Below are 26,420 nucleotides of genomic sequence, written 5' to 3' on the forward strand. Positions count from 1 at the left end.
GGGTTTTCTTATTCTAAAAAGTTAGCAATAGAATAATATAAAAAATAAAATTCCAACTTATAGTAAATGCTATGGTTGGAATTTTATTTTATGATAGGTTGTTGAATAAACAAAATTTATAAAAAAATGAATAAGTCATTCCTTTATGATATAATAATTTCGCAAAAAAACTAAATATATCACATAAGGAATGACTCAAATATGATTATATCATTAATAGATTGTTGAATAACTAATTAGAAAATAAACAAATTAACCAACCTAATCATAATTAATGAGTATGAATAAGCAGAGGCTTATTTTATTTTAGCTAAATGAAAAGCTACACTAAAAGTAGTACCTTCAGCTTTAGAACTTTTTACAATTATTTTTCCGTGATGAGTATCTACTATGGTTTTTGCAATAGCAAGCCCTAAGCCATAGCCGTCTTTTTTTCTAGCTCTTGACTCATCAGCACGATAAAAACGATCAAAAAGATGTAAAATTTTCTCTTCAGGAATAGGTTCTCCTGTATTATTAACTGACAAAAGAAGCTTATCTTGAGTTTTTGTTAAGTTTATATTTATATTGCCTTTTTCACTAGAATATTTTATTGCATTGTCTATAAGGATAAAAATTAATTGTTTTAATCTATTGCCATCTCCATTTATAAAAATATCTGGAGTTATTTCACTATCAATTGTTTTATCTTCCTCAAAGGCAACTGATTCAAAAGGTAATACGCAATTCCATATAATATCACTAAAATTTAGTATAGAAAAAATAACTTCATTTTTATTATCAGCCGTTTTGGCTAGAAATAGCAGGTCATTCACTAAAGATGTCATTCTTTCACCTTCAGTTTTAATGTAATTAATCCATTTAATCTGGTTATTTATAGTGTCTTCTTTATGAGATAATACAATATCGGCATTGGCTAATATGACAGTTAGAGGTGTCTTTAATTCATGTGAAGCATCTGCTACAAATTGCCTTTGTTGCTCCCAAGATCTTTTTATAGGTTTAACTGCCCAATTAGCTAAATATAAACTAACTATAAAAAATGCTATTGAGCTTCCAATACCAACCAGAGCAAATGTTTTTAGTAGTGATTTTAAAGTATTTATTTCTAAGTTTCTATCAGTAAATGCAATTTTAATACCTTTTTCATTAGGATGTTTTAAAAATCTAAAATTTTCATCTTGTACTAAACCAGTTGAATTATTATTTGCTAAAGAAAAATCTACTAATATTTTTAAGGTATCTATATTTAAATTATCAATATTATTATAAAATATATCAGTTATATTATTGTTTTTATCTAACTGGATTGCAAAAGATAGAGTTTGAGGTGGTGGTGGCGCAGAATCTATCTTTTGATTTCCTATATCAATTTGTTTTTTATAGATTTCATTTTCTTGCTCAATTGTTTTTTGAAGTAGATCATTACTATCCATTATAAGCCGAGTACTAGTTGAAATATAAACTGAACCAAAAGTAAACATAAGAATAATAAGTATTAATACCATATTAATAAAAACAAATTTCTTTTTTAATTTATTAATCATTTAAATTTTCTCCTAAATGATATCCAATCTTTCTAAGTGTTTCTATCGTTACAATGGAACCTAAAAAGAAGAATTTTTTTCTTAAAAACGATATATAAACTTCAACATTATTATCTTCAGCATTAGAATCAGCTCCCCATACTTTTAGGAGTAAATCCTCCTTAGTAACAATACTACTTTGATTAGACATTAATAATCTTAGTATTTCAAATTCCTTTAATCCAAGGCGTACTGATTTAGCACCGCAAAAAAGTGTATTTGCAGATTGATTTAAGATTAAATCTCCGAACTTAAGTTCATTTGATACTAGTTCACCCTGTCTTCTAGATAAAGCTCTTACTCTAGCCAGTAATTCTTCTGGTGAAAAAGGTTTTGTTAAATAATCATCAGCACCACAATCTAGTCCTGTTACCTTATCTGTAACTTCATCTTTTGCAGTTAATAATATCACAGGTGTATTTTCTTTATTTTCTCTCATTTTACCAACTATATCAAAGCCATTCATTCCAGGTAACATTACATCTAATATAATTACATCATATATACCACTCATAGCATAATCATATCCTGATTCACCATCATTAACTATATCAGCAATATATTTATTTTGAGTTACAATTTGTCCTAGAGCTTCGGCTAATCTTACTTCATCATCAACTATGAGAATTCTCATGTGTTTTTACCTCATTTCGTCCACATTAATAAGTATTATTTTTAGAAAATGCCTTATTAATATAAGCTTATCATAGTTTCCTTAAATTAAGCTGAAAGATTTTTTACTGATAATTTAAGCATGGCATACTAATATAGACATGTGGTTGAAATTTTTAATTCAGAAAAAGATACGATGATTTTGAAAATTTTAAATTTCATCTATTTTTTACATTTAAAAGATGTTATTTGGGTTATGAGGTTTAAATATAGTACCTTTATTTTCTACAGAATTCATTTTAATCTTAAGAGCTTGTTTCATTGTGGCAATCCATCTAAGTGTATAAAAATAATCTTCATTAGTGATTAACCCACAATCTAATAATGTGTTAATAGATTTAGTTAAATCATTAAAATCAAATGATGTAGCATTATTCCCATATTCAGACAATATTCTAACCATATCAATTGTAAAATCGTTTCTCATAAATTGGTCAGGATTTCCTAATATGTCTATACTAAATATTTTATCTAATTTGTTAATTGCATCTAAAGCTTTACCTTTTTTATCTCTAGGTAAATTATCTATTGTCGGAATATAAAGAGTAATATTTTTTTTAATATTTATATGGGATTGATTTGACATCTCATTAAGTGTTTCTGAAAAATTGCTTTTATCACTATTATTTGTTTTTGGTATTGATGCACTATAATCTATAAAATTTTTATCAGATACTTTAATTTCCATATCGTATTTACCTCGTTTCTTTGCGTTTATATTTAATTTTTCTTATCTTCAAGCTTCACATTAAGTGCCCATTGATTTTTTCTTATTTTATTCAGAATCTACTTTTGCTTGAAAATATTTTTTGTTTTGTTGTAATCCATTTAAGAGTAATCGCATTGTTATATTCTGGAGAAGTATTCATTTATTTATCGATTTTTTGATTACATACTTAATACAATTAAAGAAATATAGGTGTTTATTTAAAATATATATTTAAGTAAAAATATATATGACAATATGTTAATCGATGATATTATAGAATTAATAATTAAACAACTATAACTGAGCAAATTTTCTAACATTTATTTACATGCTAATTGAAAGCAACAGTTTAAACATTGTCTATAATAAGTAAATATTGAAAAGATATTTGAAGTATTAAATTTACTTGTATTGTTAATTAATGAATACAAAAATGCTCATTCATAGTCAATAGTATAGATATAAAATTAGATAGGAGAACAAAAATGAGATTTTTACCATTTATTAAAGGGGCAGATTTTTTAGTTGTATATGCTATATTTTCTTTAATAGGAATAATATTAATATTAAAAAAATTGAAAAGAAGTGATAAAGATTATATAATATCAGATTTAGATGATGACAAATATTATGTTTTGAAGAATAACTACAGTTTATATAATATGTTTTATTTTATAACATATAAGCTTTGTGCTAAAGGCATATTAATAAAAGATGAAAAGGAGAAAAAGTTTTACGTAAATAAAGATATAAAAGCTTATTTATCAGATATTGAAGAACAAGTATGTGCTCTATATTTAGAAAAGTTTGCGCCAAAGGATTTTAAATCAACCATGGTTATTGAAAGCCATTTTAAAGTGTATTATGATAATATTAACAATGAATTAAAAAGCAATGGATTAATTAAAGATTCTAAAGTTATAGAAAAAAACAAGAATATTTCAAATATAGGATTAATTTTTATATTAATTCCAGGCGTTTTAAGACTTGTTGGTGGAATATTTAGTGAGATGCCAGTAACTGCACTTATAATCGAAATAGTTATTATCTTTATCGTAGCAAAAGCAGTTTTTTCCGCACCTATAAAATATAAATTGACTAGTAAAGGTGAAGCTTCTATTAATGCATATGAAAAGTATTATGAAGCAAGGAAAAATGATAATAATAGAATTATGGACGACCTTTTAATGACAAATTCTTGGATGTATTTCCTAGGTGTGAGTAATATTAACAATAATAACTCTAGCTTTTTTTGTAATGATAATTCAAGTGGGTCTTGTTCCTCGTGCTCGTCTGGTTCTTCAGATTCCTCAGGATCTTCATGTTCTTCATGCTCATCTTGCGGAGGTTGTGGAGGAGATTGATTTTGAAAAGATTAATTATGCAATGGCATATTACTAGTAGATGCAATAAAAGGTGTAGTCACTGTTATCAAGAAAATTATAATGGAGAAGAATTTTCAATTGATAGATTAAAAGAATTAGGAAACGAATATTTAGAACTTTTAGATAAATATAATAAAAACTCTAATAAAAATATAAGAGGACAAATAAATATAACTGGTGGAGAACCATTTATTAGAGAAGATATTTGGGAACTTCTAGATTTCTTCAAAGAAAATAACAAGCATTTTGATTTCGGAATACTCACTAATGGATCACTCTTAAATGAAGAAATTGTGAGACGTTTAAAGTCCTATAATCCTAAAATGGTACAAGTAAGTTTAGATGGAAATAGAAAAACTCATGATAATATAAGAGGAATTAATTCTTATAAGGAAGTTATTAGAGCACTAAAATTATTGAAAAAATATAATATATATTCTTTAGTTTCATTTACTGCAAATAATAAAAACTATAGGGAATTCAAAGATGTAGTAAAGGTTTCTAAAAAATGCAAGGCTTCTAAAGTATGGACAGATAGAATGGTGCCAATTGGGGTTGGAAATACTGGGGAAGTTAAAACATTAAGTAAAGATGAAGTGGTTGAATATATAAATATAATACGTAAAGAACAATTAAATCCATTAAATAAATTTTCTAAAACTAAAATCGCAGGGGAAAGAAGTCTTCAATTTTTAAATGGAGTTAGTTCTTCTTATAAATGTAATGCAGGAGATGGACTTATAATTTTGCTTGAAAATGGAGATGTGATGCCTTGTAGAAGATTGCCAATTATAGCTGGAAATATAAAGAATTCATCGCTTAAAGAAATCTACTTCAATTCTAAGGTTTTTAAGGAATTAAGAGGTAGTAAAGAAATACCTAAGGGGTGTAGTAAGTGCAATTTTTTTAAGAGATGTAATGGTGGAGCTAAATGTATAGAATATGGAGTTTATGGTAATTATAAAAATGGTGATTATGGCTGTATACTTAGAAGTGAAGGTTAAGAACTTCAGCCTTAATTTTTTATAAAAGCTATATTACTTGCTTGCAATTAAAAGTTTGCTAAATCAAGTTTTAATTATTATATATGTTAATATTATATGTAAAATTAAGCTTAATTTAAGTTTATAAATGCAAAAATTTAGTATAATATCCTAAAGGAGGCTTGAATTTATGATAAATATAAGTAATGTAACCAAAAGTTATAATGGGATTTATAAAGCTGTAGATAATTTAAACCTAGAAATTAAAGATGGAGAAATTTATGGATTATTAGGACCTAATGGTGCAGGAAAGACAACTACTATTAAAATGATAACTGGAATAATAGCACCAACTAATGGACGTATAGAAATTAATAATATTGATATAAATAAGGATGCCGTAAAGGCAAAGGAGCAATTTGGATATGTTCCAGATAGTCCAGATATGTTTTTAAGGTTAACAGGAATAGAGTATTTGAATTTTATGGCAGACGTTTATGGGGTATCAAAGGAAGATAGAATGAAAAGAATAGATGAAATGTCAAAGCGGTTTGAAATGGGGTCTGCCATAGGTGATAAGATTCAATCATATTCTCATGGTATGAGACAAAAAATTGTTTTAATGGGAGTCATGGTACATAACCCTAGGGTGTGGATTTTAGATGAACCTATGACTGGATTAGATCCTAAATCAGCATTTAGTTTAAAAGAAATGATGAGAGAACATGCAGATGCAGGAAATACAGTAATTTTCTCAACGCATGTATTGGAGGTCGCAGAGAAAGTTTGTGATAAAGTAGCTATAATTCATAAAGGGCAATTAATATTTAATGGAACTTTAAATGATATGCATAATAACTTTAAAGAAAATGAATCTTTAGAAGAAATGTTCTTGGAGATGACAGAAAATGAGTAGGATTAAAATAATAACAAGATATTTTACAAGAAATGCGATTGAAGAAATGTTTGCAGGCAAGAAAATGAAACCTACCGTTTTAGTGGCATTAATGTTATTTACAGTAAGCATGATATCTCTTCCCATTACTCTTATGATAACCAGCGCATATGGTTCATTTCATTCTGCAGGACAGGAGGGAAGTTTATTATTATTAATATTATCACTTGGAGCAGCAATTTCCTTTTTCTTTGGAATATATACTATAATGAATGTTTTTTATTTTTCAGAGGATATAGAAGTAATATTGCCACTTCCTTTTAAAAGTAGTGAAATAGTATTTGGTAAATTTATTGCAGTGCTAATTAATATGTACCTATATGCTGCGATGTTAGTTTTACCTCTTATAGCTTATGGAGTTGTATCCGGAGCAAGTTTGATGTATTACTTTTATGGAATGCTTGCACTTCTAGTAACACCAATACTTCCAATGATATATGCTTCACTTATATGTATGGTGCTTATGAGATTTACTAATTTATCAAAGCACAAAGATACTTTTAGAATGATTTCAGGATGTTTATCATTAATATTAATTGTTGTATTTAATTATTTTAATTCAAATACGAGTAAAAATATGAATTTAGGAGAACTTGCGCAAAAGCTATCAGAGGGAAATAATACTATGATGGATATTATGAGCAGTATTTTCATAACAGATAAATTTACAGCTTATGGTTTATTATATAATAATGAATTTAAGGGATTATTATATATGATTTTGTCTTTAAGTTTAGGAATAATAGCATTTTTTATATATTATTATGTTGGTGGAAAACTATATATTAAAGGCATAATAGGAATTTCCGAATCATATAGCAAGAGAGAAAATATTTTAGAAAATGGAAAAGCTAATAAATTAACTAAGAAAAATTCACCAATAAAAGCTTTAGTTATAAGAGATATTAAGGTTATATTAAGGACACCACAATTCTTTATTAATTGTGTAGCAATGTTATTTTACATGCCTGCAATATTTGTTATGACAATGCTTTCTAATGGACAATTAGCCAACGTAAGAAACTTGTTAAGCAAAAGTGGAACAAGTCTTTATGGAATTGCTATAGTTGTAGCTTTTATAATAGGCACAATATGCGTAATGAGTGGTGGAGCTGCTACAACAGCGATATCGAGGGAAGGAAAGGATTTTATAGTATCAAAATACATACCTGTTGACTATAAAATTCAATTGTACTCAAAAATATTATCTTCATTATGTATTAATCAAATGGGAACTTTAATAGTTGCTTTAGTTTTAATATTAGTAGGAGCAAGTTCAATTTTATTTATTTTAGGAGTAATAGCTTCTTTTATAGGAATATTATTCATAACTCTCTTTGGTATGTATATAGATTTTAAATCACCAAGGTTAAATTGGGAAAGCGAAAGAGCAATGTATAAAAACAACTATATGCCACTTTTTATAATGCTTATTATATTCATATTAGGGGCTTTACTTTTAGGATTAGCTATAGTTATAAAAAATTATATTATAGTATTTTTTATATGTATTGGAGTAATAGGTCTTGGAAGTGTCATTTTTTATAAAGGTTTAGTTAAGCAGGCTAATAAAGTATATAATGAAGTTTGTTAGTTTACAAAAGTATTAAGAATTAAAAAAGTAAATGATAATAAATAGCTATAATTCATGTAAAGATATTCTTAATAATATATGAATTAAGGTTAAGGAGATAAATAAAACTCCTTAACCTTAATTTTTTTATTTAGTAGATATTAACATTATTTTATTGTAGTTGTAGATAAGTTTAATCTATAAGTTCCATATTTCATAATATTATCAAGTAATAAATTAATTTCATCCATATTAGAACATTCAATTTTAAGTAAATAGCAACCATCACCACTAATTCTATGAGCTTCTTCTATAATAGAATTTGATTTTATAAAATTTTTTAATTGTTCATGTTTTGTAGTTTTCATAAAAATAGTAATATAAGCTATAATATTTTTATCAAGAAGAGCATTATTAGTAGATATAGTATATTGCCTTATAAGCCCTAAATCTTGAAGTCTTATAATTCTATTAGATACTGCTTGAGGAGTTAGGTGTATATGCTCACCAATAACTTTAAGTGGTGTCTTTGCATTTATTTTTAATATTTCTATAATCTTTAAATCTAATTCATCAAACATAAATTGCAAAATCCTTTCATTTGTAAAGTGAAATAGGATGATTACTTTCACATTTCCACTGTAATTTAAGTTACTATTATTATAGCAGATGAAACAAAGCTAATATAGAAAATTAATTCGAACAGATAAATTAAATAAAAATATGAAGGTGGAATGAAAATGAAAAAAGCATTACTTGTTATTGATGTACAAAATGAATATTTTGATTGATGTACAAAATGAATATTTTGCAGGAAAATTAAAGGTGACTTATCCAAATCCAAGCAATAGCCTTAATAATATATTAAAGGTTATGGATTATGCAAAAGAAAATAATATAATAATTATAGTAGTCCAACATACATCTCTTTGGGGAGAAACTTTTGTCAAAGGGACAAAAGAATGGGAGATACATCTTGAAATTCTAAAAAAACATTATGATTATATTATTGAAAAAAATAAACCAAGTAGTTTTCACAAGACAAATTTAGAAGAAATATTAAAAAAAGAAAATATAGCTGGTATAGTTATTTCAGGATATATGACACAAATGTGTTGTGATACTACAGCAAGAGTAGCATTTCATAAAAATTATGTTGTTGAATTTCTATCAGATGCTACAGGTACTGTAGATGTACAGAATTATGCTGGAACTATAACCAGTAAAGAACTTCATAATGCAACCCTTATAACACAAAGTTTAAAATTTAGTCACGTATTAAGTAGTGATGAGTGGATGGGAATTAAAAAATAAAATGTAAATAAGATCTAATTTATACTAAAGATTCTAGAAAAAAAGCAATTACTTAAAGTATAATGGATAAGAAATAACTTACAATATTTTTATTAGGAGGAATGACATGAGTAAAACTGCATTATTAGTTGTAGATGTTCAAGAAGCATTAGTAGCCCAGAAGCCATATAATAAAGAGGCAACTCTTAACAACATAGGAGAAATGGTTAAACGCTGTAGAGATAATAATATAGAGGTAATTTATGTACAGCATGATGGTGGAAAAGGTGATGACCTAGAAGTTGGATCTAAAGGGTGGCAAATTCATGATAGAATTACACCTAAAGACGGTGAAAAAATAATAGATAAAAAATTTAATAGTTCCTTTAAAAATACTGAATTAAAAGAATATTTAAATGAGAAAAATATAGATACATTAATTTTAGTTGGAATGCAAACTGAATATTGTATTGACACAACTTGTAAGGTTGCATTTGAACATGGATTCAAATTAATCATTCCAGAAGGAACAAATACTACTTTTGATAATGAACATATGTCTGGAAAAGCGATATATGAATATTACAATTTTAAAATATGGAAAAATAGATTTGTAAGATTAGAAAAAATAGAGAACGTTATAGAATTAATAAACACTATTAAAAATTAGAACTAAAAAAGAGTCTATTTTCAACTAATTTGAAAATAGACTCTTTTCAAGAGTAATTTGTAATTATTTAACTGGAATTTGTATTTCAGTTAAATAATCCTTAGATTTTTTTTCATTCCAAGGTCCTTTTATAGGCATTTGGCGAGCAGTACCTATAATAGTATATCCATTTTCTTCAATCCATTTTCCAAGAAAATTATATGCTGATGCAAGAGCTACATATTCACCAGGAACTAAAATACTTGCAGCTTTTTCAATAGGTTCACTTTCTTTAAAAGTAAAACTATCAGCATCATCTAATAATTTTTCAACTCCCATTACAACTTCAACATCAACAGGTCCTTCTATATAGCCTTCATCATGATATGTGGCATAGCAAAGATTATTACAAGGAATTTTTTTCTCTTCCATATATTTACCTAGTCTTTCCCAAAGCATTCCTTCAGCATCATATGCTGGTATATTATCCCTTAAAGAAATAATTTTATATGATGGTACTGATTTGAGTGTGACATTATAATTCATATTAATTCGCTCCTTTTTTAAATTCTTAATTGCATAGTTGATTTTTCTTAGTTTTTTTTCCTCAGCTTTAATATTAATTTTCACTTCATCTTCTTTTTGCTTTAATAAGTCTTTCAATTTTTCATCAGATTGCTCATTTATAGCAATTGCTATATCAGAAACATTAAAACCTATATCACGAAGTGAAACGATGAGATTAAGTGTAGAAATTTGTTTAGCTGAATAATATCTATAGCCAGTAAAGGTATCTATTTCAGCAGGTTTAAAAAGTCCAACCTCATCATAGTATCTAAGCATGCGAATAGATACTAGTGTTAATTTTGAGAAATCTCCAATTTTAAACATAAAATCAACTCCCTAAAAAATATCATTGCAATGACAAGTTAAGAATAATGCCTAACACCATGTTAGAGTCAATACCTCATTTTATATTTTACCATATATTCAATTAGATTCTTTAACTAATTCATTTGAAATATACTGATTGGTTTTAGTAATATTTAAGTTATTCCAAAGTTCTTCTGCAAAGTTAGGATCTAGTTTTAAATAAACTTGCCCTGAGTCATAATATATATAACCATTCTTTAAAATAGTAAAGGTTACATTTTTTAGACCATCCTTTAACTCAAAGGATATTTTCTTATATCCATCTTCATTGCTATAATCGCCTAAGGAAGCTTCTATATCTTTAGGCAAATAAGGAGTGGCTTGATTTATTTCATTGAATAGATTATTTAATAACTCATTATTATTGATTTTATAAAAAGTTCCAGTCCCATTATTCCAATCGTTATAAGTTTGAAATTTAGCTTCTACAACATTATCTTTGAGTTTAAGTTTTGATAAAATATCTTCTCCTTTTGTTATTGTAATTCCGTTTAAACATTCATAAAATTCAGTAAAATTTGTATTATCTTCGGCTTTAGAATTAGTCATAATTCTAAAAGTGTCATCATATCCATTAACAGAATATACATCAGTAATCCCTATATTAGAAGCAAGCTTACTTGGATACGCCACCTTAGAACTCCATTCATCAATAGAATTTTTTGTAGTACCAAGTTTTTGTCCCAATAAATTTTTAGCGTCTTCTGAAGATGTTGTTATAGATGTATTAATATATATATTCCCTTTATATATAATTAGCGGTCTCATTTTAGCAACTGTAAAATTAGTAGCCTTAGGTAACTCGATTTTAGGAACATATATTGAATTTAGAAAAACATTTTCGGCAACATTTGTATTTTCAGAAATAATACCACTGGTTGAGCGAGGTGCTTCACTAATTGGATTTATTCTATTATCTCTATTATCAGAATTAGCTAAGTTAATGGAACCATCTTTTTCATAAGAGGATATAGTATTTCTTGTTAAAGGAGTTTCTATTTTTTGTTCTCCATCATTTTTACTTAAAGGTATTTCTGAATTAGAAGATGTACTATCTTTAATTATTTTGTTATTGGGATTATTTTTATTTGTTTTAGGTGGAATATTATTTTCAACTTTAGAATTTATAGTAGTTTCATTTTTCACAGAAGGTGAATTATTCTCTATTTGTTTTGAAGTTATATTAGTTTCTGTATTCTTAGAAGATATATCACTTTTTGATGATTGAGAAGAATCCTTATTATTAGATTTATCATAGCTTTCAGTTAAGTGGTCACTTTCTGTAGCTGGCTCTGTTTGAGGATCATAAGCTATAATTTCTGAATTAGTATTCCATTTTTCAAATTTAGTCATTATTAATTTAAAACTTATAGTTCCTATTAATATAGAGAAAATAGCGGCTGTAGCGATATATTGTTTAGAGTATATTTTTCTAGTAACTAAGTGCTCCTTAGGAGAAGCTAATGAATTAAGAACATTTGATGTAGAAAGTGTTTTCTCAGTAGATTTATTTAAATTTGTTTGATTTGCTTGCAATTCTCTTAAAAGCTTGTCTTTAAATTCATCACTTGCTTTTATTTGTGAAAAGGAATGTTTAATTGTATTCATATTCAAAATCCTCCTTAAGTATAAATTTTAGTTTTTTTCGAGCTCTACTAAGTTGTGAACCGATAGTTGTTTCTTTAATATTCAAAATATTAGCAACCTCGGCAATACTATAACCTTCATAATAATAAAGCAAAATAATACTTCTATATTTTAAGGGCAAATTTAAAATAGCTTGAATTACTTCACTATCATCTTTTGTAATATGAATAAAATTGTCCTCTAATGGTTCTGTATTTTTAAAATATGAAGACTTAAGCTTGTCTTTGCTTAGATTTATAGAGACTCTGATTAGCCAAGCTTTTTCATGTTCATCATTTTCAAAGCTTGGCTTTTTCTCAAGTAATTTAATAAAAACATCTTGAGTTATATCTTCCGCATCACTTAAATTTTTCATATAGGAATATGTAATTCTGATAAGCATATCAGAGTATTTTTCTATAAGATAATGAATATAGTTTTCGGTACCATAAATTTCATTCATTAAATTAACCTCCTTTTCAATATCAATACGATTAAATAGGATAAAATTTTGCATTAAGTAAGAAATTTTTTATATAAAGGAAAATTTAAGTTTATTCATAATCTAGAGTGATTAATTATTTATAATAAAATTAGGTTAAATCCTTCAATTATAATTAGTTTTTCATTATATAGAATATCATAAAAACTAATGAAGGAATTGGATATAATTAATATTTATTAAATGTGATTTTATTAGTTATAGTTATTATATAAGTAAGAAAAAATAATATAAGTTTTTGAATAAGTTATAAAATGAAAATACTAATAATGGGTATAGAAATTGAAAAAAATATATTCTATCGTATTAATAAATCTAAATGTGGAACATGTAATAAATGTGAAAACACATGTCCAGCTAAAGCAATTAAAGGTATTTTGTGGAGTGCAAATGTTCAAAGAGAAAAATTAATAGATCCATTCAAATTTATACAAAAGGCCAGAAAATTATTAAAAGAGAGAATTGGGATTGAAATGACGATATGCGGGAAGTGTATTGATGTTTGTCCTGTTACTCAAGGGTATATTAGAAAAAGTGAAGTGGAATAAATCAAATTTTTCGTAACTATTGATTCGATAATTTAATTGTTTAGTAGAATTTTAATGTACATGTTCATATACTATCTATAAGCAATATTTAAAAGTGATATTATGAGATACATTTTAGATATAAAAGAATGTAAACTATTGGGTAAAGGTGATGAAGGTAGTGTATACCTAACACCTGAAGGTTTTGCTTTTAAAATTTTTTCTAAGAAAAAAAATGCTAAAGATGAATCTGAAATTTTAGAAAAAGCTAAAGATAGTAGATTTTTTCCAAATGTTATTTTTCTAGCAGACAATATGATACTTAGAGAATATGTCCCAGGTGAAAATCTATATGAATTTATAAATAAGAATGGACTATCTTACAATTTATCTATAGAGATTATAGAGCTTATTGAAGAGTTCAAAAAGTTAAAATTCAAACGAATCAATATAAGAAATGCTCATATATTTGTTAATGAAAATGAAAAAATACAAATTATTGATCCTCGAAAAACTTATATTAAAGAAACACCTTATCCTAAAGATATTATTAGCATTCTTGTTAAATTAAATTTGTTTGATGATTTTTTAAAAAATCTCATAACCCACAACCCAGCACTATTAAAATATTGGATTGATGGATATGAATATTTTAAGAAGATGTCAAAAAAAACAATATGTATCAATATGTATGCATGTTAAAAATAAACATTTTTACCCACGATAAAATTATTGGAGCTGTTACAAAATTAACGTAATTAGTTTTATAACAGCTCATTTTAAATAAGAATAAAAATAAAAAATTTATTTAGATTAACTTTTAGATCATAATTTAACCAACAAACCTAATTTAAAATTAATTCCTATGATTTAATAAGACTATTTAAAATCATTCCAATAATAACAATTATTATTCCTATCAATCCAATAAGTGTTGGAATTTTATCTTGAAATATAAATACTCCTCCTAATAATGTAAAGATTACTTCACCAGACTGTGTTGATTCTATAACAGCTAGCTTATGTATATCATGACTTACCATATCAGTTGCTTTGAAAAATAATATGGTAGCAATAATTCCAGAGAAAAGAGCAACGATTAAAGATTGAAGTACTTGTCCCTTACTTGGCAAACCAACAGTCAATACACCGAAGATTGATACAATTATCCAAAAGGGCATACTACATAACGTCATGCCAAATACTCTTTGGAAGGTATTTAATTTATTCTCACAAGCTTCCATCATTTTACGATTTCCAAGTGGATAAGAAAATGCGGCTAAAATAACAGGAATAATTCCTACAAGCGTTTTTAAACCAGAGATACTCTTTCCTTCTTCAAACTGCATTAAAAATATACCTAATAAAATTATTGAAGACATTAGTAGTGACTTTTTAGGAAGTTTGTTTCGGATTTTAATAATTCCATTTTTAGTATTTATAGATTTGAAAAATAATGGAGACATAAGTGCACCAGCAATTATAGTTATTTGCCAAGTTCCAGCAACTAACCATGAGGTACCATATGCTGAAGCAAAACTGAGTGGAGCATAAAATAGACCAAAACCTATTGTACTCCACGTAATCCAGTGAATAGGCTTTTTTATTATATCATTTAGTACACCTAATAATTGATTTTTGATAATCATAATAATAAATAAAATTGGTAGCATAAAAATATATCTGAGTGATGAACTCCAGAACCAGCTGCCACCTGTAACATTCATTTGTTGATTAAGTATAAAAGTAAATGCAAAAAAAAATGATGCGGCTATTCCAAGTATAAATGCTTTTGCCATTTTTAAACTCCTTCATTAAAAGTTACATTAATCAATAAATTGATTTTTGTATGTTATAATATATTTATATATGCTATATTATACAGAATGGAATTTACATAATCAATAAAATATTATAAGATAATATATGTAATGGTGCAAAATCCTATAAATAGAAGGAGTTAAGTGATGAAAAATTTAAATTTAATTATAGGTAATAAATTAAAAGATATACGAAATAAACGAAATTTAAGTTTAGATGAAGTTACTAAGTTAACTGGTGTCAGTAAGGCAATGTTAGGTCAAATAGAAAGAGGACAATCAAATCCAACAGTTTCTACACTTTGGAAAATTGCAACTGGGTTAAAAGTATCTTTTTCATTATTTATTGATGAAAATCAAGATGATTTAAAAATAATATGTCAAAATGATATTAATCCAATAATAGAGGATAATAATATGAGGTTGTATCCAATATTTCCATTTGATGCAAATAAGGCATTTGAAATATTCACCATAGAATTAGACTCAGATTGTAATCATATATCTACTCCTCATAGTGAGGGTGTTGAAGAATATATAATAGTTACAGAAGGTAAAATTGAAATAGAGATAGATAATAAAAAATTTATATTACAAAAGGGGAATTCTATAAGATTTATGGCAAATAAGCCACATACATATAAAAATATAAATAAAGATATGTCAGTATTTCAAAATATAATACTTTATTTGAAATGATTTAATTAATGCATAAATTGTATATTAACAGGCAGTATATTGGGTTCTGCCCCAATTATACTACCTCTTTTTAGTTTTGTAGATAAATTATTTAATCTTAGAAAGTAAACAGCTTTAATGTGGGGAAAATTGAAATCATATATATATGCATAATGATTCTTTTATAAAATTTGCGTTGTACTTAGCTCTATGTAAATTTATAATTGCAACGTATTGTAAATAAATTTATAATAAAAATTTCTAAGCTTTTGAAGTTTTAGAATTTCTGAACATTAATAGCCATTGGTCCTTTTTCACCATTTTCAATATCAAAAGTTACATTTTCATCTTCATGTAAATCTTTTGAAGCTCCTTTTTCTTTTACTTGTGAATGGTGTACAAAAACATCATTTCCTTTATCACAGGATATAAAACCATAACCTTTTTCAGAATCAAACCATTTAACTACACCAGTTATTTTAGCCATAAATAAATCCTCCTTAATAGTTGAAATTTTATTTATAGTATTTGTAAAAAAATAAGTTTTAAACATTATAAAACCTATTATTATTTGTTTCTATAGTTCTAAAGCTTAGAAAGTTGCAGAAAATTTTAAGTGTAATTTTGAATGCAAATATTTAATTTAATACAACTTGTATTTTGAGATCTTTTATAAGATTTTATGGAGAACTTTAATTATTTTTGATTAATTGTAGAAGTATGTAAAAAAGTCACAGACAATCTTAATTCAAATAATTAAACTTAGAATTAAGGTAGATGTCGATTAAAGAAATAAAAAATAGAACTTTTAATAAATTTATTAGTCAAGAAAATATAAAAATATCAAATCAGGTTTTAATAAATTTAAATAGCTAGAATAGTAAATAAAATTTTAGAAATTAAAATATGAGAAGGAGAGATTCTTATGAATAAAAAAATTGTTATTGTTGGTGTGGTTGCTAGAGATGCATCTACTGCAGCTAGACTTAGAAGATTAGATGAAAATGCTGAAATAATCAGCGTTGAAAAAGGATAATATATATCTTTTGCTAATTGTGGACTTCCTTACTATATAGGAGAAACTATAGATGAAAGAGGAAAGTTAAAGAGTTCAAACCGTAAAAGAAATGAGCAATAAATTTCATTTAGATATTAGAAATCTTAATGAAGTTATAAGTATAGATAGAGAAAATAAGAACGTTAAAATAAAAAATTACAAGACTGGAGAAGAATACACGGAAAATTATGATGTTTTAGTGTTATCTCCGGGGGCAGTTCCTTTGAAGCCTCAAATACCTGGAATAAATTATTTACCCTTAGAAATATTCCTGATGCAGATAAAATTAAAGCTTATTTAGATAATATGAAACCTAAACATGCAACGGTAATAGGTGGTGGCTTTATAGGCCTTGAAATGGCTGAAAATCTACATGCTAGAGGAATTGATATTACAATTGTAGAAGCTAGTGAACAAATAATTGCACCATTAGATATAGAGATGGCAAGTATAATAAATGATCATTTAATTGACAAAAATGTTAAATTAATATTAAAAGATGGTGTTGCTGGATTTAAAAATAAAGGTAAAAGGATAATATTATGTAGTGGACAAGAAATTACAACTGATATGATAATATTATCAATTGGAGTTAAGCCAGAAACAACAATAGCTAGGAAAGCTAATCTTAGTTTAAATGAAAAAGGAGCTATTGTTGTTGATAAATTTATGAAAACTTCAGATCCTAGTATTTATGCTTTGGGAGATGCGGTTGATGTTATTGATTTTGTAAATAAAAAAGTTGCAATGATTCCACTTGCATGGCCAGCTAATAGACAAGGTAGAATAGTTGCAGATAATATATGTGGGAAAAATGTAGAATATAAAGGAACTCTTGGGTCATCAGTTGTAAGGGTGTTTGATTATACAGTAGCGACAACTGGTAATAATGAAAAGACCTTAAATGGATTAGGTATAAAATATAAGGCCATTCACATTCATCCAAGTTCATATGCAAGATATTATCCAGGTTCTTTTCCTATAGCTTTTAAAATGTTATTTGATCCAAAGTTAGGAAGAATATTGGGAGCACAAGGTGTAGGTCTTGATGGGGTTGAAATAGTTGGAGTTGCATCTTATTTAGGAGCAACAGATGATTTAAGATTAAATTTATTTATATAATCTAATAATAAGAATGAATTAGCTTTAAAAATTATATATAAACGATGCTGTTGTATAAAATGATGAAAATTTTTTACAACAGCATTTTTATACTTGAAAAATGTTAAAATATAGAATATAATTACCAGTGAAAGTATGAACACGTGTGCAAAGATATATACTATTTATTTGTGTAAACGAATTCTCCAATTAAAATAAGAAATTCGGAATTTTAAATACAGAAAGGAATATAAAAATGAGGACAATTTATAAGTGTTTTCCGGAAGGAAAATTTAAAGTATTGACAATGAGCTATGATGATGGAAGAGATCCAGATAAAAAATTAATTAATTTATTTAATAAATATAAAATAAAAGGGAGTTTTCACTTAAATTCTGGATTGCTAAAAGATGCACCTCCTACCCCAAATGATGCATATGGTTTAAGAATACAAAGTGAGGAAATTAAAAAAATTTATGAAGGCCATGAGGTTTCATGTCACACAAGCACTCATCCAACAATAGCAAGGTCACCTATTGGACATGTTACTAAAGAAATTATTGAAGATAGAGAAAAGCTTGAAGAGATTGTAGGATATACAGTGAGAGGATTATCTTACCCAAATGGTTCATTTAGTGATGAAATAAAAGCTATGTTACCTAGCATTGGCATAGAATATGCAAGGGTTGTTGACATAAGTGGTAATTTTGAAATACCAAGGGATTTTCTTGAATGGAAGGCTACCTGCCGTCACGGTGACTCTAATTTATTAAAATATGCAGATGACTTTTTAGCACTAAATAAAAAACAATATTTATATATGTTTTATGTATGGGGGCATAGTTATGAATTTCCTAAGGATAATAATTGGAACGTCATTGAAGAATTTTGTGAAAAGTTAGGAAATAGAAATGATATATGGTATGCAACTAATATAGAAATAGTTGATTATTTAAAAGCTTGTGACAATTTACAATTTTCCATGAATGGAAATTTTGTATATAATCCATCTTTTCAATCAGTTTGGTTAAGTGTAAATTCTATAATATATGAAGTTCCAGGTGGAAAGAAAGTTTCTTTTGAATAGAAAATATTAAATATATTAGTTAGATGTTGATACTTATTATATATTTAATTTTACAATATTTAATAAGTATGAGATTATATTAAATTAAGTAAGGTTGGTATTAATGAAAAAATATTTTAAAGGAAAATCACTATCTAAAAGGACTATAGCTATAGTATTTATAGCAGTTTGCTGCATCGCTGCGGTTTCATTTAAAGAGCCGATAAAAGCTTTTGCGCCTAATATTTTTGTTGATAATATAAATCAAAATAAAGATGTAAAATGGCATTCAATAATATTTGGAGTAAGTACATCTAAAGAAAATAACACAATTACTTTAGATGATGCTAATAAGACAGTAACAATTAATGCTGGAAGTAAAGATGGTTCTAAAACAGGAGGTAAGATTACAGGTTCAAATGACGGAATGTCTTATTATTATACTGAAATAGATCCATATCAAAACTTTGAACTTTCTGCTAGTGTTAAGGTTAATTATTTTGAAAAGAAAAGTCCAGATAATCAAGCTGGTTTTGGAATAATGGCAAGAGATGTTTTAGGAATTAAAGATGATGCATCACTTTCTCCATCAAATGTGGTATTAGTTGGAGGCTATAAAGGAAAAGTTGAATCTGTTTTTAGAAATGGAGTGACCAAAGATTTAAGCGATAAAATTGTAATGGAAGGAGAATATGAATTTTCAAAGCGTCCACCTAATGATGGAACAGCAACATATAGGTTAAGCCTAAAAAAAACTAATACAGGATATATTGCTTGTGTAGATGATGGAGAAGCTCAAACTTATTATAGACCTAAACAATTAGAAGTATTAGATAGCAAAAAGATATATGTTGGCTTTTTTGCAGCACGTGTTGCATCAATAGCCGTTTCAGATATTGATTTTAAAACAACTAATGCCTCTTCTGATCCTAATGGTGTGCCAGAGCCAGAAAAAGTTGTAAAACCTTCAATAAACATAGTTTCATCTAATATATCATCAAAATCAAAATATGAGTTGAATTTAAAAGCTACTATTAATGGAAATGTTAATATAAAGCAAGGAGACAAGGTTATATATGATGGAAAAATTGAAAATAATACACCATTAAAAATTCATACAATAATTGAAAAAGGTGATAATGCTTTTAATATTAAATATACACCTAATAAAGAAGTAGGGAATACAAATATAGATCCAATAGAAGAAGTTCATAATGTAACCTTTAAAAATTATGGAGTACCAAATGGCGACATATATGTAGCACCAAATGGTAAAGCAGATGGTAAAGGAACTAAAGAAGATCCAATAGATATATATTCAGCAACCAATTATACAAATGATGGACAAACTATAAAAATAAAAGGTGGAATATATAATCTTACATCACCAATTGTGATTGATAAAAATAATAGTGGTATTCAAGACAAAGTTAAGACACTTACGTCTTATGATAATGAAAGAGCTATATTTGATTTCGGCAAGGTTTCAAATGGACTTTCTCTTCAAGGAGATTACTGGAAAATATATGGAATTGATGTAATAAATACAAAAGATAAGACTCATGGTATTACAGTTGCAGGAAATAATAATGTGGTAGAAAGAGTTAAAACATATAAAAATGGAGATACGGGGCTACAAATAAGTGGGGACCTTAATGATATAAAAGAAAATTGGCCAAAGAATAATTTGATTTTAAACTGTGATTCTTATGATAATATGGATGCTGCAATGAACAATGCAGATGGATTTGCAGCTAAAATATCTTCTGGAGAAGGAAACGTGTTTAGAGGCTGTATTTCACATAACAATTGTGATGATGGATGGGATTTGTTTACTAAACTTGAAAATGGAACTATAGGTGCAATTACAATAGAAGATTGTATCGCCTATGGAAATGGAACACTTTCTGATGGAACAGTGACTAAAGGTGATGGAAATGGATTTAAATTAGGGGGAGAAGGAATTTCTGTTAAAAATGTTTTGAAAAATTCTTTAGCATTTAATAATAATGCTACTGGTATTACAGGAAATAGCAATCCAGCAATTAGTGTTGAAAATTCTAAATCTGCAGATAATAAAAAAGCTAATTATGGACTTGATTATTATACAAATGCAAAGTTTGATTATTCACTTACGAACAATATTTCAATTAGAACTAAAGATGGAGAAAAAGATTCTGTTCCAGACATGGTTTTAAGTGACGACAATTATTTTTATGACGGAACTTCATCTAAAAATAAATCTGGTGTAGAATTTAAAACATCAAGATTTATAAGTATTCAAATACCGAATGTAGTTGAGAGAGATAATGAGGGGAATATAGCTCTTGGAGATTACATGAAAGAATAAAGAAATACATTTAAATATTTAAACTTTGTCATCGTATAAATAAAAAATGCTTAATGCTAGTAAAACTAAGTTAATGTTTAGAATAGAAGTGGTTAGAAACAATTTTATATTTGGTGTGCTAGTCACTTATAGAAAGTATCTATTTTAGGAATATTTGAATAATTTAATATATAAATTTTAAGAGTATAAAGTACTATTCCTGGTTGGATGGTGCTTTTTCTTTTTGTCACTAATTTCTATGTGAATTCAAAGATATTTAATTTTGATAATTAACTTAGAAATAAAAAGATTAGGTTTTAAAATTATATTAATAATACAAATAGTAGTAAAATCTGCAATAATCATTTCTAGCATATCCAATACGCCTCTAGCTATAGTAAAATAATTCACTAATAGCCTTGAAAGATAAAATATGTGCGTTTTATTAAAATTTATTACTAAGGATATTAAAGAATTTAATAGTTGATAGAAATGTAGTAGTTACTCCTAATGAGAAGAAACAAATTTCCTTTTTTAAGAGTGCCAAATTATATACCAATTAGTATTAATAGAAAAATGTTTGGTTATACAATAGTATAAGTAATAAAATTAGGATAAAGTCACTACATTTCGCATAAATAAAATGTAGTAGCATTTTTATATTAAAGTTTTAGTATCTTATTGATTATTTTATACACAGTATGCGAGGTAGGGAGAGAATAATGATTATAAAAAATATTGAAGTATCTGAAATTTTAGTTCCTTTAGTAACACCTTTTAAAACAGCACTTAGAACAATTAATGCCGTTAATGATATAGTTGTAAAAATTATAACTGATACAGGAGAAATAGGTTATGGAGAAGCGTCACCCACAGCCGCAATAACAGGTGAAACAAAAGAATCAATAAAATCAGCAGTCTTAAATTATATAAAACCATCAGTTATAGGTATGGAGATAGATAACTTTGAAGGATTAATGGAAAGGATAAATAGCTGTATTTTAAAAAATACTAGTGCAAAGGCTGCAGTGGATATGGCCATTTATGATTTATATGCTAAAAAACTTAATTCACCTCTTTATAAAATTCTTGGTGGATATAGAAATGAAATTACAACAGATATTACAATTAGTTTAAATGAAATAGATCAAATGGTTCAAGATAGTATAAAAGCTGTTAATGGAGGTTTTAATATTTTAAAAATAAAGGTTGGAAAAGACTCGCAAAAAGATATAGAAAGAGTTTCTGAAATAAGAAAAGCTGTAGGGAAAAATATAATTCTTCGTGTAGATGCAAACCAAGGTTGGACAAGCAAATTGGCAGTTAAGATTATAAATACTTTAGAAGATAAAGACTTAAAAATTCAATTAGTAGAACAACCAGTTAAATACTGGGATATAGAAGGAATGAAGTATGTAACTCAAAATACTTATACAAAAATTTTAGCAGATGAAAGTGTCTTTTCTGTGCAGGATGCATTTAAAATAATTATAGAGAGAGCAGCAGATTTAATTAATATAAAGCTTATGAAAACAGGGGGGATATTTAATGCTTTAAAGATTTGTAATATAGCAGAGGTTTATGGTATAGAATGTATGATAGGCTGTATGCTTGAAAGTAAAATTAGTGCTAGTGCTGCAGCAAATCTTGGTGCTGCTAAGAAAATAATAACTATGATAGATTTAGATGGACCAGCTCTCTGCAAAATAGATTCAATAAGTGGAGGACCTGTTTTTAAAGGTAGTAGTATTAAAATGAGTGAAAAAACTGGTATTGGTTTTGAGGAGATAGTTGAAATTTAACGAATATAATATGAAATATTTTACAGTATAGAAAAATAAGTGGTAAAGGTTCTAAAAATTTATATATAGAAATAATAAAAAAGATTTTAAGGAGAGTGTATTAAATGATAAGACCAAAGCCTTTAAAAAAAGGAGATAAAATAGGTTTAATTGGAACTTCAAGTCCAACATCTCAAGATAGAATAGAACCTTCTATCAAAGCTATGGAAGAATTAGGCTTTAAGGTTATTTTAGGAGAAAGTACTAGAGCATATCATGGATTTTTATCTGGAAGTGATGAGCTTAGAGCAAAGGATATAAATAACATGTTTGAAGATAAGAGCATAAAAGGTATTTTTGCTATAAGAGGTGGTTATGGTGCTACTAGACTTTTAGATATGTTAGATTATGATATGATTAAGAAAAATCCAAAGGTTTTTGCAGGATACAGTGATGTAACTGCCCTTCACAATGTATTTAATGAAAAATGTAAGCTTATAACTTTTCATACACCAATGGCATCAACAGAATTTTATAAGGGTGTAGATGATTATACTATGAATTATTTTAAACAAAATATATTTAGTGATAAACCTTTAGGAATACTCAAAAATCCAATTAGTCAAGAAATTAAAACTTTAGTAAGCGGAAAGGCAAACGGAAAATTAGTTGGTGGAAATCTTTCTTTAATAGCTTCTTCTATGGGGACACCTTATGAACTTGATACAAAGGGGAATATATTATTTTTAGAAGAGGTAGATGAATATCCATATAGAATAGATAGATTGTTACTCCAATTAAAGCAATGTGGAAAATTTAAAGATGCAGCAGGAATTATTTTTGGAGCATTGACAAACTGTGAACCTAAAGAAGGTGAAAATAATTTAACTTTAATTGAGATTTTTGAAGAATTAATTAAACCTGAAAATAAACCTACAATGTATAATTTGATTTGTGGCCATTGTATACCTACTATGAGTATTCCACTTGGAGCTAAAGTAAAAATTAACACAGAAAATAACGAAATTCTTGTACTTTAAACTTATATGTAAATAATCAATTGTATATTGTTAATCAAAAATTATATGAAAAAGATTTTTTAAAAATTATATTGTAATGAGGAGTAATTAAATGAAATATGCAGTTGTTAATAAGGCAATAGGAGTATTAAAAAGTGAACCTAAGGAAGTTTCAGAAAGTACCGATGAAGTATTATTTGGAATGAATGTTGAAATACTTAGAGAATCAGAAAATAATTGGCTTTATGTGAGAACTCATTATAATTATGAAGGGTATATAAATGGAGATAGTTTAATAATAAATGATGAAATATCAAAGGAATGGGAAAAAGAAAAAAATGTTGTGGTAATCAATTATTTTGCAGATGTACTTAATAAACCACAAGCTTCAGGATATGAAATTGTAAATTTAACAAGAGGTGCCAATTTAATTTCAACAGTTGAAATAAGTGGTAATAAAAGGTTTATAAAAGTAAAACTGCCCAATTTAGAATTTGGATGGATAAGAAAAAGTTTTATATCTAAATTAAAAGTAGATTATGATATAAAGAATGAGAATAACATTAGAGAAAATTTAGCTAAGTCTGCATTGAGCTATCTTGGAACACAATATAGATGGGGGGGAAAATCACCTTTGGGAATAGATTGTTCTGGACTTTGCTCTATGGCATATATGTTAAATGGAATATTAATTTACAGGGATGCTAATATAAAAAAAGGTTTTCCAATAAAAGAAATACCTTTTAAAAAAATAAAAAAAGGTGATTTAATATTCTTTCCTGAACATGTGGCAATGTATTTAGATAATGGAAATTATGTGCATTCTTCAACAAGTAATGATGTAGTAAAAATAAATAGTCTTAATAAAAATGCAGAAAATTATAATGAATATTTAGGAAAATGCACTAAGCGTTTTGGAAGCATATTTTAAAAAGAGCGATGTTATTTCTATAATTTATTGTCGAATAAAATTGTATAGTAGAAATTTATTAATATACAGGAACTATTTATTAGGATTTTCAAGCACGTTTTGAAATTATCATATTATATTAAGAATTATTAAACATAATTAGTACTATTTTGTTTAAAGTGAATATAATGCTAATGAAAGGAGTTGGTTAAAAAATGGATTTAGAAAAAGAGGATCATTATAGAGATTTAAAAGGTTTATATGATGAATGTAAAAGGTGCATGTATTACCACGCTACTTTAACAATGACTGATGGAAGTGCATTTGATGGAATTATTGAAAATGTAGATTCAGATAGGATTATTGTGTTAATTGGTGAAGATGTAATGGATCAAGAAAATGAAAATAAAGCTCAGATGCAAAGGCAATATTACAATTATGGCCGTCCAAGAAGAAGATATAGGCGCTTTAGACGTCAAGCTTTTCCACTTGCTTCTTTAGCTGCGTTATCTCTATTGCCTTATCCTTACATTGTACCTCCTTATCCATATTATCCATACTATCCGTATTATTAAAAAATACTTAAGACAAACTAACTATATATTTATTTTTCTTTAATAAAAATATTATAAGCTATCCAGAATATTTACAAATTACAATAATTATAGTAGCAATATTTTTTTGTTGTAAAAAGAATATTTGTAAATTTTTATTAGGGCGTGTCTGAAAACAGAAATTTGCACAAAATTTAATTTTTAGGTAAAATAAAAGAAAAAACTTAGAGGTAACTATTATGGCACAAAAACGTTATGAAATATCTGATGAACAATGGAATCAAATAAAGGATTTATTTTCAGTAGCAAAAACCGGACGTCCTCCAATGGATAATAGGCTGATGTTCAACGCAATCTTATGGATTGCACGAAGCGGAGCTGCATGGCGTGACTTACCAGAACGTTTTGGTTCATGGAAAACAGTATATAGCCGTTTTTGTAAGTGGCGTGATGACGATACTTTATTAACCATTTTTAAGGAATTAAACTCCTAAGCAGAATATGAAAACCTAAGCATTGATTCCACTTGCATAAAAGTTCATCAACATAGTGCAGGTGCTAAAAAAGGGCTGTAAATCACAAAATAAATCCACACAGTTGTTGATGGTCTTGGCAATCCAGTTTATTTTCAATTATCTTCTGGTAATTTACATGATAGCACACTTGCTGTGGATGTTCTTTCAAATATTGATATAAAAGGCAGTAATATTTT

The 26,420-nt window shown here is 26.9% G+C and carries 25 protein-coding genes and 1 pseudogene; 17 read left to right on the plus strand and 9 right to left on the minus strand.

All coding sequences use genetic code 11. The features are described 5' to 3' along the window. Positions 1–296: 296 nt before the first annotated feature. The 3 genes from CLPUN_RS16490 to CLPUN_RS16500 all read right to left on the minus strand — a co-directional run bounded on the left by CLPUN_RS16490 (position 297) and on the right by CLPUN_RS16500 (position 2,946). Positions 297–1,547, minus strand: coding sequence for a sensor histidine kinase (locus CLPUN_RS16490; protein WP_077848341.1), 1,251 nt, complete (start codon positions 1,545–1,547; stop codon positions 297–299). Beyond that, positions 1,540–2,220: a response regulator transcription factor gene (locus CLPUN_RS16495; RefSeq protein WP_077848342.1), complete on the minus strand. Its 681-nt coding sequence runs from the start codon at positions 2,218–2,220 to the stop codon at positions 1,540–1,542. The genes CLPUN_RS16490 and CLPUN_RS16495 overlap by 8 nt, the downstream gene beginning before the upstream one ends. Before the next feature lie 213 nt (positions 2,221–2,433). Then, positions 2,434–2,946, minus strand: a complete 513-nt coding sequence (locus CLPUN_RS16500; protein ID WP_077848343.1) for a hypothetical protein — start codon at positions 2,944–2,946, stop codon at positions 2,434–2,436. A gap of 506 nt (positions 2,947–3,452) precedes the next feature. Between CLPUN_RS16500 and CLPUN_RS16505 the strand changes: the two genes are divergently transcribed. The 4 genes from CLPUN_RS16505 (at position 3,453) to CLPUN_RS16520 (ending at position 7,884) form a co-directional block, all read left to right on the plus strand. After that, positions 3,453–4,331 (plus strand): hypothetical protein, encoded by an 879-nt coding sequence (locus tag CLPUN_RS16505; RefSeq protein ID WP_077848344.1) that lies wholly within the window; start codon positions 3,453–3,455, stop codon positions 4,329–4,331. Between the two features lie 2 nt (positions 4,332–4,333). Continuing rightward, positions 4,334–5,356: a radical SAM/SPASM domain-containing protein gene (locus CLPUN_RS16510; protein ID WP_077848345.1), complete on the plus strand. Its 1,023-nt coding sequence runs from the start codon at positions 4,334–4,336 to the stop codon at positions 5,354–5,356. A 169-nt stretch (positions 5,357–5,525) separates the two neighbouring features. Next, positions 5,526–6,251, plus strand: coding sequence for an ABC transporter ATP-binding protein (locus CLPUN_RS16515; protein WP_077848346.1), 726 nt, complete (start codon positions 5,526–5,528; stop codon positions 6,249–6,251). Beyond that, positions 6,244–7,884: a putative ABC transporter permease subunit gene (locus CLPUN_RS16520; RefSeq protein WP_077848347.1), complete on the plus strand. Its 1,641-nt coding sequence runs from the start codon at positions 6,244–6,246 to the stop codon at positions 7,882–7,884. Before CLPUN_RS16515 ends, CLPUN_RS16520 begins: the two co-directional genes overlap by 8 nt. A 146-nt stretch (positions 7,885–8,030) precedes the next feature. On the opposite strand, the gene CLPUN_RS16525 is transcribed toward CLPUN_RS16520, so the two are convergent. Beyond that, positions 8,031–8,444, minus strand: coding sequence for an Lrp/AsnC family transcriptional regulator (locus tag CLPUN_RS16525; protein ID WP_077848348.1), 414 nt, complete (start codon positions 8,442–8,444; stop codon positions 8,031–8,033). Between the two features lie 184 nt (positions 8,445–8,628). On the opposite strand from CLPUN_RS16525, the gene CLPUN_RS16530 reads away from it, so the two are divergent. Further along, positions 8,629–9,177: a cysteine hydrolase family protein gene (locus tag CLPUN_RS16530; protein WP_077848349.1), complete on the plus strand. Its 549-nt coding sequence runs from the start codon at positions 8,629–8,631 to the stop codon at positions 9,175–9,177. 106 nt (positions 9,178–9,283) lie between these two features. Further along, the gene (locus tag CLPUN_RS16535) at positions 9,284–9,826 is read left to right on the plus strand and encodes a cysteine hydrolase family protein (RefSeq protein WP_077848350.1); all 543 of its coding nucleotides are present in this window, start codon (positions 9,284–9,286) and stop codon (positions 9,824–9,826) included. Between the two features lie 63 nt (positions 9,827–9,889). Here CLPUN_RS16535 and CLPUN_RS16540 read toward each other — a convergent pair whose 3' ends face one another. The 3 genes from CLPUN_RS16540 to CLPUN_RS16550 all read right to left on the minus strand — a co-directional run bounded on the left by CLPUN_RS16540 (position 9,890) and on the right by CLPUN_RS16550 (position 12,827). Continuing rightward, positions 9,890–10,696 carry a MerR family transcriptional regulator gene (locus tag CLPUN_RS16540; RefSeq protein WP_077848351.1) on the minus strand — a complete coding sequence of 269 codons (807 nt, stop codon included), beginning with the start codon at positions 10,694–10,696 and terminating at the stop codon, positions 9,890–9,892. A gap of 99 nt (positions 10,697–10,795) precedes the next feature. Beyond that, positions 10,796–12,346 carry a hypothetical protein gene (locus CLPUN_RS16545; protein ID WP_077848352.1) on the minus strand — a complete coding sequence of 517 codons (1,551 nt, stop codon included), beginning with the start codon at positions 12,344–12,346 and terminating at the stop codon, positions 10,796–10,798. After that, positions 12,333–12,827: an RNA polymerase sigma factor gene (locus CLPUN_RS16550; protein ID WP_077848353.1), complete on the minus strand. Its 495-nt coding sequence runs from the start codon at positions 12,825–12,827 to the stop codon at positions 12,333–12,335. The genes CLPUN_RS16545 and CLPUN_RS16550 overlap by 14 nt, the downstream gene beginning before the upstream one ends. A 293-nt stretch (positions 12,828–13,120) precedes the next feature. On the opposite strand from CLPUN_RS16550, the gene CLPUN_RS16555 reads away from it, so the two are divergent. Together CLPUN_RS16555 and CLPUN_RS16560 are read left to right on the plus strand one after the other, a co-directional pair. Next, positions 13,121–13,414, plus strand: a complete 294-nt coding sequence (locus tag CLPUN_RS16555; RefSeq protein WP_077848354.1) for a 4Fe-4S double cluster binding domain-containing protein — start codon at positions 13,121–13,123, stop codon at positions 13,412–13,414. A gap of 102 nt (positions 13,415–13,516) precedes the next feature. Further along, positions 13,517–14,095: a protein kinase family protein gene (locus CLPUN_RS16560; RefSeq protein WP_077848355.1), complete on the plus strand. Its 579-nt coding sequence runs from the start codon at positions 13,517–13,519 to the stop codon at positions 14,093–14,095. Between the two features lie 161 nt (positions 14,096–14,256). Here CLPUN_RS16560 and CLPUN_RS16565 read toward each other — a convergent pair whose 3' ends face one another. Continuing rightward, on the minus strand, positions 14,257–15,192 hold the full coding sequence (locus CLPUN_RS16565) for a DMT family transporter (protein ID WP_077848356.1): 936 nt from the start codon (positions 15,190–15,192) through the stop codon (positions 14,257–14,259). Positions 15,193–15,360: 168 nt separating this feature from the next. On the opposite strand from CLPUN_RS16565, the gene CLPUN_RS16570 reads away from it, so the two are divergent. Next, entirely contained in the window at positions 15,361–15,912 is a 552-nt protein-coding gene (locus CLPUN_RS16570) for a helix-turn-helix domain-containing protein (protein WP_077848357.1), read from the plus strand. A gap of 256 nt (positions 15,913–16,168) precedes the next feature. On the opposite strand, the gene CLPUN_RS16575 is transcribed toward CLPUN_RS16570, so the two are convergent. Next, complete coding sequence (locus tag CLPUN_RS16575; RefSeq protein WP_077848358.1) at positions 16,169–16,378, minus strand: cold-shock protein; 210 nt, start codon at positions 16,376–16,378, stop codon at positions 16,169–16,171. A gap of 438 nt (positions 16,379–16,816) precedes the next feature. Between CLPUN_RS16575 and CLPUN_RS16580 the strand changes: the two are divergent. From CLPUN_RS16580 to CLPUN_RS16615, 8 genes and pseudogenes are all read left to right on the plus strand, one after another. Further along, positions 16,817–18,070: pseudogene (locus CLPUN_RS16580) on the plus strand (FAD-dependent oxidoreductase). 235 nt (positions 18,071–18,305) lie between these two features. Continuing rightward, the gene (locus CLPUN_RS16585; RefSeq protein WP_077848359.1) at positions 18,306–19,136 is read left to right on the plus strand and encodes a polysaccharide deacetylase family protein; all 831 of its coding nucleotides are present in this window, start codon (positions 18,306–18,308) and stop codon (positions 19,134–19,136) included. 103 nt (positions 19,137–19,239) lie between these two features. Next, complete coding sequence (locus CLPUN_RS16590; protein ID WP_077848360.1) at positions 19,240–21,465, plus strand: right-handed parallel beta-helix repeat-containing protein; 2,226 nt, start codon at positions 19,240–19,242, stop codon at positions 21,463–21,465. A gap of 701 nt (positions 21,466–22,166) precedes the next feature. Further along, positions 22,167–23,246: a dipeptide epimerase gene (locus tag CLPUN_RS16595; RefSeq protein ID WP_077848361.1), complete on the plus strand. Its 1,080-nt coding sequence runs from the start codon at positions 22,167–22,169 to the stop codon at positions 23,244–23,246. Positions 23,247–23,350: 104 nt separating this feature from the next. Then, complete coding sequence (locus tag CLPUN_RS16600) at positions 23,351–24,265, plus strand: S66 peptidase family protein (protein WP_077848362.1); 915 nt, start codon at positions 23,351–23,353, stop codon at positions 24,263–24,265. A gap of 91 nt (positions 24,266–24,356) precedes the next feature. Beyond that, a complete protein-coding gene (locus CLPUN_RS16605; protein ID WP_077848363.1) occupies positions 24,357–25,175 on the plus strand; it encodes a C40 family peptidase in 819 nt (272 codons plus the stop codon). A gap of 194 nt (positions 25,176–25,369) precedes the next feature. Then, entirely contained in the window at positions 25,370–25,729 is a 360-nt protein-coding gene (locus CLPUN_RS16610) for a hypothetical protein (protein ID WP_077848364.1), read from the plus strand. Positions 25,730–25,947: 218 nt separating this feature from the next. Then, the gene (locus CLPUN_RS16615) at positions 25,948–26,202 is read left to right on the plus strand and encodes a transposase (RefSeq protein ID WP_198944360.1); all 255 of its coding nucleotides are present in this window, start codon (positions 25,948–25,950) and stop codon (positions 26,200–26,202) included. Positions 26,203–26,420: the final 218 nt, after the last annotated feature.

It is taken from the genome of Clostridium puniceum (genome assembly GCF_002006345.1).
GTDB lineage: Bacteria > Bacillota > Clostridia > Clostridiales > Clostridiaceae > Clostridium > Clostridium puniceum.